The following is a 16,080-nucleotide window of genomic DNA, read 5'->3' on the forward strand; positions in this document are numbered from 1 at the left end:
GCCCGTGGCCGTGCTCATCGACACCCCCGTCTGGCCGTGGCGGGGCCGCCGGTGGTCGCACCTGGTCAGCGACGTCTCCCACGAGGAGCTGCACGCCTTCGTCGCCGCCGAGCTCGGCATCCCGCGCCGGGCGTTCCAGGGCGACCACTACGACGTCCCCGAGGACCTCTACGACGTCGCCGTGGCCGCCGGTGCGCAGCCGGTGGGCGCCCGCGAGCTGCTCGCCCGGCTGACCGCCGCGGGCCTGCGGGTCAGGAAGCGCGCGAGCGCAGCAGACCGAGCTCCGCGGTGAGGTTGGCCCGCGCCCGCGGCTCCCAGGCCGCCGTCGCCGGCAGCCGGTAGAGCGCCGGCAGGGCCAGCAGCGACTCCAGGACGGCGATCCGCCCGGCGGTGAACACCTCGTCGGACAGGTGCCCGTACTCCGCGCGGACGGCCGAGGCGTAGCCGGCGTAGGCCTCCGGCGGCGCGGCGAGGACGGCGAGGTCGGCGTCGCAGAGCACCGCGCCGTCCGCGTCACCCGGCTCGGCGTCGTGGCCGGCGGTGAGCAGCACCAGCCGCACCACCTCCTCCAGCCGGCCGGCGGGCACCAGGCCGCGCAGCCCGGCGCGCGCCCGCTCGGCGCTGACCTGCTCGTTGTCCCCGCGGCGGGGGTCGTAGACGACGTCGTGGTACCAGGCGGCCAGCGCGACGGCGGCCGGGTCGTCGGCCGCGGCGCCGAGCTCACCCACCAGCCCGAGGACGGCGGCCAGGTGGCGCAGGTCGTGGTAGCGGCGGTGCGGCTCGCTCCACGCGGTGACGACGGCGGCCCACTCGGTGCGCGCGGTGGGGGAGTCGCCGGTCAGGGCCGCGAAGTCCTCGTAGGCGATCACGCGACACCGCAGCGGCGCAGGGTCAGCAGTGCCAGCGCCCGCGCGACGGCGGTCACCTCGGCCACCGGCACCCGCTCGGCGGGACCGTGCGCGAGGTGCAGGTCGCCGGGGCCCAGGTGCAGGGTCGGGATCCCGGCCCCCGCGTAGAGCCGCAGGTCGGTGCCGGCCGGGACCGCCCGCTCCGGCGGCGGGGCACCCCCGGCGTCGACGACGGCGCCGCGCACCTGGCCCAGCAGCGCGTCCCCGGGCGGTAGCGACCCGCTGGCGAACGCCCCGCCGGTCCAGGTCACGGTCACCGGGTGCCGGGCCAGCCACGGGTGCCCGGCGCAGGCCGCGGCCACGCGGGCCTCGAAGCGAGCGCGGGCGGCCGCCACCGGCTCGCCCAGCCGCACCCCGTAGCGGCCCTCGGCCACCAGCCGGTCGGGCACCGACGACGCCCAGTCGCCGGCGTGCACGGTGCCGATGCTGATCCCGAAGGGGTACCGCTCGCCGGCGAAGCGCGGATCGGCGTCGCGCTGCCGCTCCGCCTCGAACGCCCGCAGGTCGGCGTGGACGTGCGCGAACAGCTCGACGGCGCTCACCCCGCGGTCGCGCATCGCGGCGTGCGCGGCGGCGCCGGTCACCTCCAGCCGGAAGGTCAGCGCGCCGGCCGCGGCGGTGACGACCGCGCCGTCGGTGGGCTCGGGGATGACGCAGGCGTCGCCGCGGTGGCCACGGGCCAGGGTGGCCCACGCGCCCAGGCCGCCGTCCTCCTCGCCGACGACGGCGTGCACCGCCACGGGCCGGCGCAGCCGCACCCCCGCGGCCCGCACGGCGGCCAGCGCGGCGAGCGCCGAGACCAGGCCGCCCTTCATGTCGCAGGTGCCGCGGCCGTGCACGGCGCCGCCGGACAGCCGCGGGGTGAACGGGTCCCCGGCCCACAGTGCCCGGTCGCCGGTCGGGACGACGTCGGTGTGCCCGCACAGCACCAGCGCCGGGTCGCCGTCGTCGGTGCCGGGCAGCGTGCCGACGACACCCCAGGCCTCGTCCCGCGCGACCTCCTGGCCGGGTGCGTCGGGCGCGGCCGCGGCCGCCGCCAGGTCGATCGCCCAGCGGTCGACGTCGCAGCCCAGCCCGTCGAGCTCCGCGGCGACGAGCGCCTGGATCTCGGACTCGGCGGCGGTGCCGCCGACCGACGGGACCGCGACCAGCCGGCACAGCAGCGCGACCGCGGCGGCCTCGTCGACGGCGTCGAGCACCGCGGCCTCGGTCGGCGTCAGGTCGGCCACGAGCGGAGTCTGTCAGGCCGGGTGTACCGGGGATCCCGTGTGTCGATGCCCGGGGGAGGGGTACCGTCGGTGGTGTCCGGACCGGGCGATTCTGTGTCCCCGGGTGCCAATTGGATACCGCCTTCGCGGACCACCGCTCCGACTCCGGTCGGGGGTCTGGAGCCGCGTCGTGCTACTCGCCGCGAGGCGACCAGAGCCCGGTCCGGACCCCACCTCTCAGCCGCCCAGCACCCACCCGCACGGGTCGGCGAGCGCCCGCGCCGCCTCCGGCCCCCACGAGCCGGGCGCGTAGGGCTGCAGCTCCGGCGGGTCGTCGAGCACCGGCCGCACCGCCCGCCAGGCCTCGGCCAGGCCCGCGCTGGTGGTGAACAGCGACCGGTCGCCGACCAGCACGTCGTGGATGAGCGAGGCGTAGGCCGGGAGCGGGTCGCCGCCGCGGACCTCGCCCAGGTCCAGCGACGTCCGCGCCGCCGCGAGCTCCAGGTCCGGCCCCGGCCGCTTGGTCACCAGCCCCAGCTCGAGCTCCCCGGCGCCCGAGAGCGACAGCGACACCGTGTTGCCACCGCCGGGCAGGGCGCCGACCGGGCCGTCGGGCCGCCGCATCACCAGGGTCACCCGCTGGTGGCCCTCGGCCATGCGCTTGCCGGTGCGCAGCAGGAACGGCACGCCGCGCCAGCGGTCGGTGTCCACTGCCAGCCGCGCCGCGACGAAGGTGTCGGTGCGGCTGTCGGCGGCGACGTCGTCGAGGTCGCGGTAGCCCTCGAACTGGCCGAGGACGACGTCCTCGCGGGCCAGCGGGCGGAACGCCGCGAGCACCGCCTCGCGCGCCTCCTGCAGGTGGCCGGGCGTCAGCGAGACGGGGGGCTCCATGGCGACCTCGGCGGCCACCTGGAACAGGTGCGTCACCAGCATGTCGAGCGTCGCGCCGGTGGCGTCGTAGAACTCCGCGCGGTCGGCGACGTCGAGGGTCTCGGGGACGTCGACCTGCACCTGCGCCACGTGCTCGCGGCTCCAGATCGAGGAGAACAGCCCGTTGGCGAAGCGCAGCACGTGCAGGTCCTGGGTGCCCTCCTTGCCGAGGAAGTGGTCGATGCGGAACACCTGCTCCTCGTCGAGCACCGAGTGCACCAGCTCGTCGAGCTCGCGGAAGCCGTCGGGGGAGGTGCCGTAGGGCTTCTCGTAGACGACGCGCGCGCCCTCGGCCAGGCCGTGCGCGTCCAGCCCGCGGGTGATGCCCTCGAAGGCGCTGGGCGGGACGGCGAGGTAGTGCACCAACTGGGCGCCGTCGCCGAGCTCCGCGCGGGCCGCGGCGACGGCGTCGGCGAGCTGCCCGGGGTCGTCGGGGGTGAACCCGCCGCCGGCGAAGCGCAGCCGCCCGGCCAGCCCGTCGGCGGGGTCGCCGTCGCCGTGCTCGGCCAGGGCGTCGCGGACCAGGTCGCGGAACTCGTCGTCGGAGCGCTCCCCGCGGCCGCTGCCGACCAGCCGCCAGTCGGCCGGGAGCAGCCCGCGCCGCTGCAGCGCGTCGATGGCCGGCAGCACCATGCGGGCGGCGAGGTCACCGGTGGCGCCGAAGAGGACGAAGACGGTGGGGCGCAGGTCGGGCACGTCCCCAGCCTGGTCCGGTCGGCCGGGGCCCGCGCGCCGGAGTCGACCTGCCGGATGTGCTCCACGTCACTAGCGTGGGCGTCCATGGCACAGGCGGTCGGGGGGCAGGCCACGGAGGAGCACCGGCTGCCGGTGCGGACGCTGGTCTCGGCCAGCATCGGCAACGCCGTCGAGTGGTTCGACTGGACGGTCTACGCGACCTTCCTCGTCTACTTCGCCGGGCAGTTCTTCCCGGCCGAGAACCGGACGCTGGCGCTGATCGGTACGACGTCGACCTACGCGCTGGCGTTCTTCTTCCGGCCGCTGGGCGGGGTCCTCATCGGCCGGTTCGCCGACCTGCGCGGCCGCAAGGCCGGGATGCTGCTGACCATCCTGCTCATGGCCGGTGGCTCGCTGATGATCGCCGTGCTGCCCACCTACGGCCAGGTCGGCTGGCTGGCGCCGGTGCTGCTGCTCGTCGCGCGCATCGCCCAGGGGCTCAGCCTGGGCGGCGAGGTGTCGGGCGCGTCGGCCTACCTCGCCGAGATCGCCCCGCCCGAGCGCCGCGGCCGGTACTCGGCGTTCTTCTACGTCTCGACCGGGTCGGCGCTGCTGCTCGCGTCCCTCCTCGGCGTGCTGCTCACCGGGGTGCTCGACCAGGGGCAGCTGGAGTCCTACGGCTGGCGGATCGCCTTCGCCATCGGCGGGCTGCTCGGCTTCGTGGGGCTGTGGCTGCGGCGGTCGCTCACCGAGAGCGAGAACTTCGAGGCGAACGCCGAGAAGGCCCGGGCCACCAAGAACCCGCTGCTGGCGACGATCCGCGACCACCCGCGCTCGGTGCTGCAGCTGTGCGCCTTCACGCTGCTGTCGACGCTGAGCTACTACACCTTCTTCAGCGCCCTGACCCCGTTCGCGGTGAACTTCCGCGGTGCCGACGGCAACGACGTCTTCATCGCGCTGTCGATCGGCACGGCCCTGTTCATCGCGCTCTGCTACCCCTACGGCGCGCTGTCGGACCGGGTCGGCCGCAAGCCGGTGCTGCTGGCCTGGTCGGCGGCGACGGCGGTGCTCGTCGTCCCGCTGTCCTACCTCGTGCGCGACAGCCTCCCGTCGCTGATCGTGGTCTTCTGCGTCGGGCTGGGGCTCTACGCCGCGATGGCGTCGCTCGCGCCGGCGATCATGAGCGAGCTGTTCCCCACGGAGCTGCGGGCCACCGGCATCGGCGCCTGGTACAACACGACGGTCGCCGTCTTCGGCGGCACGGCGCCGCTGCTGATCACCTTCCTGTCCTCCCGCGACATGCCGGTCGTCTTCTTCTGGTACGTCGCCGGCGCCGCCGTCGTCGCCTTCCTCGGCATCCTCACCTTGCCCGAGACCCGCGGCACCGACCTGCGCTGAGGTGCGCCGAGGTCCCCTGAGGGACCTCAGACGCCCGCGGGGCGCCGGGACTGCCCGGTCTGCCGATGCCCGGGGCCCGGCCTCAGGCCGACCGTGGTCGTCGTCCACCCAGGACGTGACCCGGAACGCAGACGCGAGGAGACGGCCGTGAACAGCTACCCCAACCCCGGACTCGAGGCGGAGCTGGCCTACCGGCGGGAGGTGCTGCAGGAGCTCGGCCGGCACACCCGTTCCCGGCGCGGGACGTGGCGGTCCCGCTGGACGAGGCGGTCGGCCTGACGCTCACCGCCGTCCCGTCGGACCGGCGTGCCACGATCGGCGCCGTGCCGCGGTGGGACGAGCGACCCCTGGTGGGGCGGGCCGGTGAGCTGGCCGCCCTCGAGTCGTCCGTCGCCCGCGCGGTGGCCGGCCGCGGCTCGGCCGTGCTGGTCGCCGGCGACGCCGGGGTCGGCAAGTCCCGGCTGCTCGACGAGCTGGCCGGCCGCGCGACCGCGCGCGGCCTGCGGGTGCTCACCGGGCACTGCGTCGACCTCGGCGAGGTGGGCCTGCCCTACCTGCCCTTCGTCGACCTGCTGCGGCCGGTCGCCGCCGAGCTCGGCGACGACGCCTCCCGGCTGTTCGCCGCGCGGTCGCGCGCCGCCGCCGATCCCGACGGCACCGACCTCGCCGGTCCCGTCCGCCCGCCGGTCGACGACGGCCGGCTGCAGCTGTTCGAGTCCGTCGCCGCGGCGCTGGCCGGGCTGGCCGCCGACGCGCCGGTGCTGGTGCTGCTCGAGGACCTGCACTGGGCCGACCGGTCCAGCCGCGACCTGCTGCGCTACCTGCTGGCCCGGCTGGCCGACGAGCCGGTCGCCGTCGTGGCGTCCTACCGCGCCGACGACCTGCACCGCCGGCACCCGCTGCGGCCCCTGCTCGCCGAGCTGGTCCGGCTGCCCGGCGTGGAGCGGCTCGACCTCGCCCCGCTGCCCGACGCCGCGGTGCAGGAGCTGGTCCGCGGGCTGGCCGCCGGCGTGCCCGACCGCACGGTCGACGACGTCGTGGCGCGCGCCGAGGGCAACGCCTTCTACGCCGAGGAGCTGCTGGCCGCGGGGCTCGCCGGGGAGGCGCTCCCGCTGGGCCTGACCGACGTGCTGCTGGCGCGGGTCGAGCAGCTCGGCCCGGACGCGCAGCAGGTGCTGCGGGTGGCCGCGGTCGCCGGGCGCCGGGTGCGCCACGAGCTGGTGGCGGCGGTGGTGGGGCCGGCCGGCGACCTCGACCCCGCGCTGGCCGAGGCCGTGCACTCCCACCTGCTCGTCGTCGACCCCGACGGCGCCTACCGCTTCCGGCACGCCCTCGTGCGCGAGGCCGTGCTGGCCGACCTGCTGCCCGGGGAGCGGGTCCGCCTGCACGCCGCCGTCGCCGCGCACCTGGCCGCGGTCCCGGGCGCCGGCACGGCCGCCGAACGGGCGCACCACCTGCGGGGGAGCAACGACCTCGCCGGCGCGCTGTCGGCGTCGCTGGAGGCCGCCGACGAGGCGCGGCGGGTCGGCGCGCCCGCCGAGCAGCTGCAGCACCTGGAGGCGGCGCTGGCGCTGTGGCCGGCGGTGCCCGACGCCGCCGCGCGCGCCGGGCGCTCCCAGGCGGAGCTGCTGCTGGACACCGCGGCGGCCGCACGCCGCGGCGGCGAGCTGCACCGGGCGGTGGCGCTGCTGCGCGCCGCGCAGGAGGTGCTCGGTCCCGACGGCGACCGGGAGCTGCGCGCCCAGGTGCACTACACGCTCGGCCAGGTGCTCGCGCGGATCGAGGACCAGGACGCGGCCCTGCGCGAGACCGCGGCGGCGATGGCGCTCGTGCCCGCGTCCCCGCCCTCGCCGGTGCGCACCTGGGCCGCGGCCACGCACGCGCGCACCTCCTACGACCTCGAGCGCCGGGACGAGGGGGACGCCGCCGCCGAGGAGGCCCTCGCCGCCGCGGACGCGCTCGGCCTCGACAGCGCGTGGGCCGACGTCGCGGTGACCCTGGCCCGCTCGCGCGGCGGCGAGCGCGTGCCGGCCCGGCTGGAGGAGGCGCTGGTGCGCGCCCGCCGCGCCGGCGACGCCGACGTCGAGATGCGGGTGCTGTTCAACCTCGCCATCGTCGCCTGGGAGGCCGGGCAGTCGGCCGCCACGCTGCGCTGGAGCGACGAGGGGCTGGCGCGCGCCGTCGAACTGGGCGTCGAGTGGTCCTTCTACGCGGCCGAGCTGCGCCACCTCGGCGTCGTCTCCCGGTACGTGCTCGGCGACTGGGACGGCAGTCTGGCGCTGGCCGAGCGGCTGGCCCGGGTGCCGGAGATGGCCGCGCACGTGCGTGCCGCGGGACTCCTCGTGCAGGTCGGCCGCGGCGACCCGGCGGCCGCCGAGCGGGTCGCCTGGGCGCGCGAGCTGGTCGACCGCCTCGACGCGTACGTGCTCCTGCTGCTGTCGACCGCGGGCGCCGAGGTCGACCTCGCGGCCTGGGCCGGGGACGCCGGCACCGCGGTCACCCGGGCGCGGGAGGCCGCGGACACGCTGGCCCGGCTGTGGGGCGCCAGCCGGCTGGCCGTCGTCCGGCTGACGGCGATGGCGCTGTCGGCCGTGGCCGACGCCGCGGCGACCGCCCGGCTGACCGGGGACGGCGCCGCGGAGCGCCGGTGGGCCGCGACGGGTGCGGAGCTGACCGGGCTGGCCCGCGACGCGGTCGCCGACCACACCCGCGTGTTCGGCGGGCACGGTCCCGAGGCCGCGGCCTGGCAGGCGAGGCTGGCGGCCGAGGCGGCCCGGCTGGCCGGACGGGCCGACCCGGGGGCCTGGGCGGCTTCCGTCGAGGCGTTCGGCTACGGGCACGTCTACGAGCAGGCCCGCAGCCGGTGGCGGCTGGCCGAGGCGCTGGTCGCCGCGGGTGACCGCGCCGCGGCCCTGGAGCCGCTGTGCGCCGCCGCGGAGACGGCGCGCTCGCTGGGCGCGGCGCCACTGCTCGACGCCGTCACCGCGCTGGCCCGCCGCGGCCGGCTGGAGCTCCCCGGCGCCGGGCGGATGGTGGAGACGGGCGCGGTGTTCACGCCGCGCGAGACCGAGGTGCTGGCGCTGCTCGCCCGTGGCCGCACCAACCGGCAGATCGGCAGCGAGCTCTTCATCAGCGAGAAGACCGCCAGCGTGCACGTGAGCAACATCCTGGCCAAGCTCGGCGCCGGGTCGCGCACCGAGGCCGTCGCCGTCGCCGCGTCGAGGGGCCTGCTGCCGACGGGCTGACGCCGCGGTGGTCGTGGGGAGTGGGGCCCGGAGGGTCCCCGACGAGCGGCCGGGGTGGGCTCCGCGCCGGTGGGGGACGGCACCTGGCCGCGGTGTCGTCCGGTAGGACGACGGTGTCAGAGCATGGTGCGGAGGCGCTCGCGGCGGGCGCGCAGGACGTCGACCGACGCCGACGCCGACGGCGGGCCGGGCACGTGCTGGCGCAGCTGGGTGTGCACCACGGCGTGCGGCGTCGACGTCTTCGCCGACACCCGGCTGACCAGGCGGTTGATCTCGCGGCGCAGCTCGGCGGCGTCGCGCCACGAGCGGCCGGGGTCGTCCTCGTCGGGGTGGTCCTCGACCACCGGGATCTCGCCGGTGTCCTCGTCGTGCACCCGCTGGGCGATCCGCAACCGCAGCTCGTCGTCGCGCCTGGCCAGCAGCGACGCCGTCTGCTCGGCGGTGAGCAGGCCCGGGATGCCGAGGAAGTCCTCGTCCTCGGGCGCCACCGCGACCGCGCCGTCGGAACCGGTGTGCGCCGTCCCGCCGTGCAGCACGTGCGCGAAGCGGGCGTCGGCCTCCAGCGCCTCCCACTGCTTGAGGCCGACGGCCTCGCGCTCCTTCGGGGGCAGCGGGTCCAGGTCGAGCGCCTCGGGGTCGGCCGCCTTGGGCGGGGGCATGACGTGGTTGCGCTCCTTCTCCAGCGACGCGGCCAGCCCCAGCAGGGGCCGGACGGCGGGGAGGAACACGGTGGCGGTCTCGTGCGTGGCCCGGGAGCGGACGACGCGGCCGACGGCCTGGGCGAAGAACAGCGGCGTCCGGTATGAGGTCATCCACGCCAGGACGGCGGCGCGCGGCACGTCGACGCCCTCGGAGATCATCCGGACGCAGACGGCGATCCGCGCCGAGCCGGTGGCGAAGCGCTCGATCTTCTTCGAGGCCTTCGGGTCGTCGGAGAGGATCAGCTCGGGCGCCTTGCCGGTCACCCGCCGGACGATCTTGGCGTAGGCGCGGGCGTCGTCCTGGTCACTGGCGAGGATCAGCCCCGCGGCGTCGGGCATGCCGCCGTGCTCGCGCAGCTGGGTGATCCGGTCGTCCATCGCGGCGATGACGTGCGGCACCCACTGCCCCTTGGGGTCGAGCGCGGTGCGCCAGGCGGCCATCTCCACCGAGCGGGTGCCGGCCTCCGACAGCGAGGCGGCGACCACCTCGCCGGCGGAGTTCCGCCAGCGAGAAGTGCCCGTGTAGGCGGCGAAGACGACCGGGCGGACGACGCTGTCGGCCAGCGCCTCCTTGTAGCCGTAGGTGTAGTCGGCGCGGCTGACCAGCCCGGCGCCGGCCTCTCCGGCGTCGCCCTCGAAGCCGTCCTCCTCGTAGCGCACGAAGGGGATCCGCTCGTCGGGCTTGGTGCGGAACGGCGTCCCGGTCAGGCACAGCCGGCGGGCGGCGAAGCCGTAGGCCTCCTCGATCGCCTCACCCCACGACAGGCCGTCGCCGGCGTGGTGGACCTCGTCGAGGATCACCAGCGTCTTGACGGCGGTGGCGCGGGCGGCGTGCAGCATCGGCTTCCCGGCGACCTGCGCGTACGTGGTCACGTAGCCCTGGGTGCCGGCACGCACGGGACCGACGGCGTTGGTCAGCCCCGGGTCGAGCACGATGCCCATCCGGTCGGCGGCGTCGGCCCACTGCAGCCGCAGGTGGTCGGTCGGGCAGACGACGACGACGCGCGCGACCTCGCGCCGCTGCAACAGCCGCGCGGCCAGCGTCAGGGCGAAGGTCGTCTTGCCCGCGCCCGGGGTCGCGGTGACCAGGAAGTCCTTGGGGGCGCGCTCCTCGTACCGCTCGAGGGCGGCCTGCTGCCATGCCCGCAGCGGCCGTGCCGTGGTGGTCGCCGGACTCTGCGCGCGCGCCAGTGCTGTGTCTCCCATCGCTGGTCCATCGTGTGCCGAACCGATCCGACACGCCCATGCGGCCGCGCACCTCGGCGTGCCGCCGATCCTGTGGCAGGGCGGGGGCCATCCTCCCAGGTCCCGGACCGGCACACGCGACAGCGCCGCCCGGGGGTCCGGATCGGCGCTGCGGCGAGGTGGCGAGGGTCACGACCCCGTCGTCGTCCCGGCGGGTCGGTCCGTGCGGTCCTCCGACCTGCGGGTGAGCGCGGGCCGGACGAGGGCTGCCACGCCCGCCGTGACCAGCACGGCGGCGATGACACCGGCGAGGACGGGCTGCCCGCCGCTGAGCAGGTCGTCGACCAGGCCGCCCTCCCCGGTGCTGCCGTTCCACGACCCGTGCAGCACCGCGACGGCCAGCACGCTGCCCGCCGTCGCCCGCAGGAAGACGCCGACCATGACGCGGACCACCAGCGCGGCCCCGAACAGGATCGCGGCGCCCGCGAGGAACGACGACGCCGAGAGGTCGTCGTCGGCCAACAGCATGGGCAGGTGGATGCCGGCGAAGGCGACGGCGGTCAGCGCGGCGGCCGCCAGCAGCCCGTGGCGCCGCTCGAGGCGGGTCTGCACGAAGCCCGCCCACACGGTCTCCTCCCACATGTTGACCAGGACGATCGGCAGGAGCATCAGCGGCACCTCCCGCGCCAGGGTCGAGGCGAGGTCCGCCGTCTGCACGGACTCGCCCAGCGCCACCGCGACCGCGACGGTCGTGACCGGCAGGGCGACGAGGACCGTCGCCCACCAGGCCGGCCCGAAGCGCCAGCGGAACGTGCGGGAGAACAGGACCCGGACGCCGGCACGCCCCTCGGCTGCCGAGACGACCCACACCGTGGCCGGGAGCATGACGAGCACGGTGAGGGCCAGGGCGAAGACCTCCACCGGCAGGTCGCCGCCCGGGATCAGGCCGTGGGTGGCCAGCGCGGGCACCCCCAGGATCGCCCAGCCGAGCGGGATGGCGACCAGCAGGAGGGCGGTGATCGGTCGGCGGCGCGCGAAGGCCCGGAAGCCGCCTGCAGCGGAGCCGGGCCCGGGCGCCCGGCGTGGGCTGCGGGGGTCGTCGAGCGTGGACATGTCAGGGCTCGCTTCCGGTCGGGGAGGGGCGGGACACGGCGACCGGGCGGTCGCCGTCCAGTGCGCGGGCGGAGGAGACCGAGGCGCCGGACAGGGCCGCCAGGTCCCGGGCGAGGAGGACGTCGGCTTCCCGGTCGGCTCGGACCAGGCACAGGCACCGGCCCTCGTCCGGGAGGAGCCAGGCGGCGCACCAGCCGATCGCCGTCCCGGAGGCGGCCAACCGGGCCACCGCCCGGCGCAGCGCCGTGTGCATCTCCACCGCCTCGGCCGCCGCTCCGTCCGTCGACGGCGGCAGGCTCCGGATCTCGACGAGGAAGAGCCCCGCCTGCCGGTGCCGCCCTCCGTCCACGAGGCCACGCTGCCGCTCGCCCGTGGTGGGCACACCGGGCATCTCCCGGACGGCGCTACGGGTACTGCCGCCGATCCGTACCGGCCGTTACGGTGCCGGGCCATGGCGAGGCGGCCGGCCGCTCGTCCGGCGGCCCGGCTGCCGGCGGAGCGCAGCTCGTTCGTCGGCCGGCGGGCCGAGCTGGGCCGGCTGCGCGCCCTGCTCGGCGACTCTCGGCTGGTGACCCTCGTCGGCCCCGGCGGGGTCGGCAAGACCCGGCTGGCCCTGCGTGCCGCCGAGGAGCTGCGCCGTGCCTTCCCCGACGGCGTCGTCCTCGCCGACCTCACCGGCGTCGCCGATCCCGCGCTGACCGCCGCGGCGGTCGCCGCCGCGCTCGACGTCCGGGACAGCACGGGCCGCTGGCTGCCGGGCGCCCTGGCCGAGGTCCTCGGGGAGCGGCGGGTCCTGCTCGTTCTGGACAACTGCGAGCACCTGCGGGACGCCTGTGCAGTCCTCGTCGACGCGCTCGTCGCCACGTGCCCCGGGCTGACCGTCCTGGCCACCAGCCGGACGCCCCTCGACGTCCCGGGGGAGACGCTGTGCGCGGTACCTCCGCTCACCGGCGCCGAAGGGGTCGCCCTTCTCGAGCAGCGGGCCCGGGCGGCCGTTCCGGACCTGACGCTGGGACCGGAGGACGCCGGTGTCCTCGCCGAGCTGTGCCGTCAGCTGGACCACGTCCCGCTGGCCATCGAGCTGGCCGCCGTCCGGCTGCGCACCCTGACCCCGGTCCAGCTGCTCGACCGGCTCGACGACCGGTTCGGGCTGCTACGGCGGTCCGGGCCGGTCGGGCCCGGCCGGCACCGCACGCTGCGGGCGACGATGGAGTGGAGCGCGGACCTGCTGGGGGAGGCCGAGCGGGTGCTCTGGCGGCGGATGGCGGCCTTCGCCGCGGGCTTCGACCTGGCCGCCGCCGAGGCGGTGTGCGCCGGGGACGGTCTCGAGCCGCCGCAGGTGCTCGAGACCCTCACCCGGCTGGTGGACTCCTCACTGGTGGTCGTCGACCGGCACCCCGCCGGGCCGCGCTTCCGGATGCTCGAGACCGTCCGGGCGTTCGGCCGCGAGCTGCTCGAGGTCTCCGGTGAGGCCGAGGTGGTGCGCCGCCGGCACCGCGACTGGTGTGCGGGTCTGGTGCGGGACGCCGCGGCCGGGTTCCTCGGCCCGGAGATGGTCTCCGCCTTCGACCGGCTGGCGGCCGTCCACCCCGAGCTCGCCGCGGCCCTGGAGTGGTGCCTGCGCACGCCCGGTGAGGTGCGGACCGGGATGGTCCTGGCGTCGGACGTGTGGCTGTACTGGGCGGCACGCGGCCACCTGGGGGAGGGACGCCGGTGGCTGGACCTGCTGCTGCGGGCGGATCCCGGGACCTGCGCGGCGCGGGCCCGGGCGCAGGTGGTCGCCGGCTACCTCGCCCTGGTCGCCACGGACCCGGAGGCAGGCGTGCCCCTGCTGGAGCGCGGGCGGGACGACGCCGTGGCGCTCCGGCTGCCGGACGTGGCGGCCCTGGCCACCCAGTACCTCGGCCTGGCTGCCCTGTTCCGCGGTGACCTGGTGACCGCGGACCGGCTGTTGCGGGAGGCGGCGACGGTTCACGACCCCCCTGCTGCGGCGTTCTGCTGGGCCGACGTCGGGGTGGTGTCGCTGCTGGCGGGGGACCTCGTCGCCGCGGACGCGGCGTTCGGTACGGCTCTGGACGGTGCACGCGACCCGTGGACCCGCTCGCACGCCCTCTGGGGACGGGGGCTGGTGCGACTGGCCGCGGGCGACCCGGTCGAGGCGACCCGGCTCGAGGAGCAGGCGCTGCGCCTCATGCGGGAGGTTGACGACCGCAGCGGTGTGGCGCTGTGCGTGGCTGCGGTGGGCTGGGCCGCGGCCGCCCGGGGGGACGCCGACCGGGCCGCGCGGCTGTCGGGCGCCGCGGAGGCGGTGTGGCGGTCGGTCCCGGCGCGCACGCCCGCCCCACTGACCGCAGTCCGGGACCGGTGGACGGCGGTCGCCCGCCACGCCCTGGGCGAACGTCGCTGGAGCGACCGCCACGCCGAGGGCAGCGCCCTGGACCGGGCGGCGGCCGTCGCGCTGGCGCTGGGCGAACAGCCGGGGACGTCCCCGGTCGCTCCACTGCCCTCCGGTCCGCTGACCCGCAGGCAGGAGGAGGTGGCCGACCTGGTGGCCCAGGGGCTGACCGACCGGGAGATCGCCGCCCGGCTGGTCATCTCACCCCGGACGGCGGAGTCGCACGTCGAGCAGATCCTCACCCGGCTGGGGTTCCGCTCGCGGGCGGAGATCGCGGCGTGGGCCGCGAAGGGGGACCGGCCCGTGCCGCTGCACGCCCGGCGGAGCGGTCAGGGGATCAGGACGAGGCCCGGCTCTCCCCGGTGACCAGGCGCAGGTGCGGACCGGTGGGCTCGTCCTCGCGCGGGTCGTGCACCTCGGGCAGCCCCGCCGCGCGTCGCACCCGGTTCTCGGGGACGTCGAGCGCCCGGGCGAGGTGGCCGGCCATCCACGGGCTGATCAACGCCCAGCCGCGGACGTGCGCGAGCCGCTCGAGCACCTCCGGTCCGACCGCTCCCCGGGCGCGGCGGGACGCCTCGTACACCGACCCGCCCAGCTCCCACAGGCGGCGCCGGACGAGGTCCTGCAGGTCGTTGGTGGCCACGGGGGGACGATATTTCACGGCAGGCTCCCCAGCAGCTCCCGATCTTCCGCGGTACCGGATCCGCGTGCCGGCCGCGGCGTCCGTGCAGCTCAGCGGCTTGCGCAGGGATCAACTCGAACGTATGATCGAGCGCGTGGGTGACGTGCTGACCGCTGCGGCTGCTCCGCCGGTCGGGCTGTCGTGTGGTCCGCTGGGGGCGGTGCAGGCCGCCGATCGGGAGATCGGGCGGCAGACGGCGCTGCGGGCGCGGGCGGTGGCGGAGTTCGCGGCGTCCCGGCCGGCGTCGGTGGATCGGCCGCCGGGGTCGGCGGGGGCGATGTCGGCCGAGCGGTGGGCCGGGCGGGCCGAGGTGCTGCGGCCGGTGAGTGAGTGGGCCACCCAGGAGCTGGCCATCGCGCTGTCGCTGACCGGTGAGGCGGCGCAGTCGCTGCTGGAGCGCTCCCTGATCCTGGTGCACCGGTTGCCGGCGACGCTGGAGGCGTTGGAGGCGGGGGTGCTGCACCCGGGGCACCTGTGGCCGCTGCTGGACAAGGTCGCCCCCATCGCCGACGACGCCGTCCGCGCCGCTCTCGAGCGTGACCTGCTGGCCTGGGCCGGCCGGCGCGGGACGGTGTGCACCCCGGCGCAGCTGGGGGACAAGGCGCGGCGGGAGGTGCTCAAGCGGGCGGCCCGCTCCGCCGCCGACGACCTCGCCCGCGCCGTGCGCCAGCGCGGTGTCAGTGGGCGGCCCGACCGGGTCGACGGCATGGGCACGGTGTCGGCGCTGCTGACCACCCCGGAGGCCGCCGCGCTGATGGCAGCGCTAGGTGCCTGCGCCGATGCGCTGCCCGAGGACGGGCGCACCCGTGGGCAGAAGATGGCCGACTGCCTGCTCGACCTGGTCCTGCGCCCGACCGAGTCCGGGCTGCCGCCGGTGCAGGTCACCCTCGACGTCGTCGCCCCGCTCGGTGCGCTGCTCGGCGGGGACCAGCCGTGCGAGATCGACGGACAGGTCGTGCCGGCCGAGATGGTCCGCGCCCTGCTCGCCGCGCTCACCGGCCACCCACTCGTCACCACCACGGACACCGGGCAGGACGACTCCGCGCAGGACGACTCCGCGCAGGACGACTCCGCGCAGGACGACTCCGCCGCGACCGACACCACTCCGGCTGACACTGCGCAGGACGACAGCACTCCGGCCGACAGCGCTCCGGCCGACGCCGCGCAGGCAGACGCCGAAGCGCCCGATCCCGCTCTAGTTGATCCCGCAAGGGCTACCGGTCCGGCGCTGGGCGAGGACGAGGACTTCGCCCTGTGGGCCGAGCAGCTGGAGGACCGCATCCTCGCCGGGGACTTCGACGCCGAACCCCCACCCGACGCCCCCGACGAGGACCACCCGCCACCGGTCATCGACAGCCCTGCCGCACCTGACCCCACCGTGCCCGACGGCTGGTGGGCGCGCGCCGACGCCGCCGTCGACGACGCGAGCGCCGCCGTGCTCACCGCCCAGCAGGCCCTCGGCCACGCCTCCCGGCTGGTCGCCACCGCCCGACGCGCTGACACCACCGACGAGACCACCTGGGCAACCGGCCCCGCCGGGCGGGTCACCGCCGCCCCCGACACCCTCACCCAGCTGCACGCGGCCACCGGCCGGGCCCGCGACACCCTCACCGCCCTGCTCGGCGCCACCGCCGGCGGCG

General features: G+C 76.9%; 13 protein-coding genes. 6 read left to right on the forward strand and 7 right to left on the reverse strand.

Going from position 1 to position 16,080, the window contains the following annotated elements; genetic code table 11:
- Positions 1-4 precede the first annotated feature (4 nt).
- The gene (locus BM165_RS08380; protein ID WP_075013025.1) at positions 5-292 is read left to right on the forward strand and encodes a DUF4031 domain-containing protein; all 288 of its coding nucleotides are present in this window, start codon (positions 5-7) and stop codon (positions 290-292) included.
- On the opposite strand, the gene BM165_RS08385 is transcribed toward BM165_RS08380, so the two are convergent.
- From BM165_RS08385 to BM165_RS08395, 3 genes are all read right to left on the reverse strand, one after another.
- Positions 252-869 (reverse strand): HD domain-containing protein, encoded by a 618-nt coding sequence (locus tag BM165_RS08385; RefSeq protein ID WP_244274128.1) that lies wholly within the window; start codon positions 867-869, stop codon positions 252-254. The two genes, BM165_RS08380 and BM165_RS08385, sit on opposite strands and share 41 nt — an antisense overlap.
- Positions 866-2,137 (reverse strand): ArgE/DapE family deacylase, encoded by a 1,272-nt coding sequence (locus tag BM165_RS08390; protein WP_075013026.1) that lies wholly within the window; start codon positions 2,135-2,137, stop codon positions 866-868. The genes BM165_RS08385 and BM165_RS08390 overlap by 4 nt, the downstream gene beginning before the upstream one ends.
- A gap of 216 nt (positions 2,138-2,353) precedes the next feature.
- On the reverse strand, positions 2,354-3,742 hold the full coding sequence (locus BM165_RS08395) for a glucose-6-phosphate dehydrogenase (RefSeq protein ID WP_075013027.1): 1,389 nt from the start codon (positions 3,740-3,742) through the stop codon (positions 2,354-2,356).
- An 84-nt stretch (positions 3,743-3,826) separates the two neighbouring features.
- On the opposite strand from BM165_RS08395, the gene BM165_RS08400 reads away from it, so the two are divergent.
- The 3 genes from BM165_RS08400 (at position 3,827) to BM165_RS26050 (ending at position 8,364) form a co-directional block, all read left to right on the forward strand.
- Positions 3,827-5,119, forward strand: a complete 1,293-nt coding sequence (locus tag BM165_RS08400; protein ID WP_075013028.1) for an MFS transporter — start codon at positions 3,827-3,829, stop codon at positions 5,117-5,119.
- Between the two features lie 147 nt (positions 5,120-5,266).
- A complete protein-coding gene (locus BM165_RS26045; protein WP_280140694.1) occupies positions 5,267-5,398 on the forward strand; it encodes a hypothetical protein in 132 nt (43 codons plus the stop codon).
- Entirely contained in the window at positions 5,365-8,364 is a 3,000-nt protein-coding gene (locus BM165_RS26050; protein ID WP_280140695.1) for a helix-turn-helix transcriptional regulator, read from the forward strand. The genes BM165_RS26045 and BM165_RS26050 overlap by 34 nt, the downstream gene beginning before the upstream one ends.
- 116 nt (positions 8,365-8,480) lie before the next feature.
- On the opposite strand, the gene BM165_RS08410 is transcribed toward BM165_RS26050, so the two are convergent.
- From BM165_RS08410 to BM165_RS24710, 3 genes are all read right to left on the reverse strand, one after another.
- Positions 8,481-10,271, reverse strand: coding sequence for a DEAD/DEAH box helicase (locus BM165_RS08410; RefSeq protein WP_075013029.1), 1,791 nt, complete (start codon positions 10,269-10,271; stop codon positions 8,481-8,483).
- 168 nt (positions 10,272-10,439) lie between these two features.
- Positions 10,440-11,363 carry a CPBP family glutamic-type intramembrane protease gene (locus BM165_RS08415; RefSeq protein ID WP_075013030.1) on the reverse strand — a complete coding sequence of 308 codons (924 nt, stop codon included), beginning with the start codon at positions 11,361-11,363 and terminating at the stop codon, positions 10,440-10,442.
- 1 nt (position 11,364) lies between these two features.
- A complete protein-coding gene (locus BM165_RS24710; RefSeq protein WP_177225148.1) occupies positions 11,365-11,712 on the reverse strand; it encodes a hypothetical protein in 348 nt (115 codons plus the stop codon).
- Between the two features lie 102 nt (positions 11,713-11,814).
- Here BM165_RS24710 and BM165_RS08425 point away from each other — a divergent pair, with 102 nt between their 5' ends.
- Entirely contained in the window at positions 11,815-14,124 is a 2,310-nt protein-coding gene (locus BM165_RS08425) for an ATP-binding protein (protein ID WP_075013032.1), read from the forward strand.
- Here the strand turns inward: BM165_RS08425 and BM165_RS08430 are convergent.
- The gene (locus BM165_RS08430; RefSeq protein WP_075013033.1) at positions 14,096-14,401 is read right to left on the reverse strand and encodes a hypothetical protein; all 306 of its coding nucleotides are present in this window, start codon (positions 14,399-14,401) and stop codon (positions 14,096-14,098) included. The genes BM165_RS08425 and BM165_RS08430 overlap by 29 nt on opposite strands.
- A 133-nt stretch (positions 14,402-14,534) precedes the next feature.
- Here BM165_RS08430 and BM165_RS08435 point away from each other — a divergent pair.
- The coding region (locus BM165_RS08435) for a DUF222 domain-containing protein (protein ID WP_143108083.1) at positions 14,535-16,080 on the forward strand (1,546 nt) is incomplete at its 3' end.

The organism is Geodermatophilus obscurus (genome assembly GCF_900115395.1).
Classification (GTDB): domain Bacteria; phylum Actinomycetota; class Actinomycetes; order Mycobacteriales; family Geodermatophilaceae; genus Geodermatophilus; species Geodermatophilus obscurus_B.

Coding starts and splice junctions, on each gene's coding strand:
- BM165_RS08400 (WP_075013028.1), top strand. CDS start 3,827: ATGGCACAGGCGGTCGGGGGGCAGGCCACGGAGGAGCACCGGCTGCCG.
- BM165_RS08410 (WP_075013029.1), bottom strand. CDS start 10,271: ATGGGAGACACAGCACTGGCGCGCGCGCAGAGTCCGGCGACCACCACG.
- BM165_RS08425 (WP_075013032.1), top strand. CDS start 11,815: ATGGCGAGGCGGCCGGCCGCTCGTCCGGCGGCCCGGCTGCCGGCGGAG.
- BM165_RS08415 (WP_075013030.1), bottom strand. CDS start 11,363: ATGTCCACGCTCGACGACCCCCGCAGCCCACGCCGGGCGCCCGGGCCC.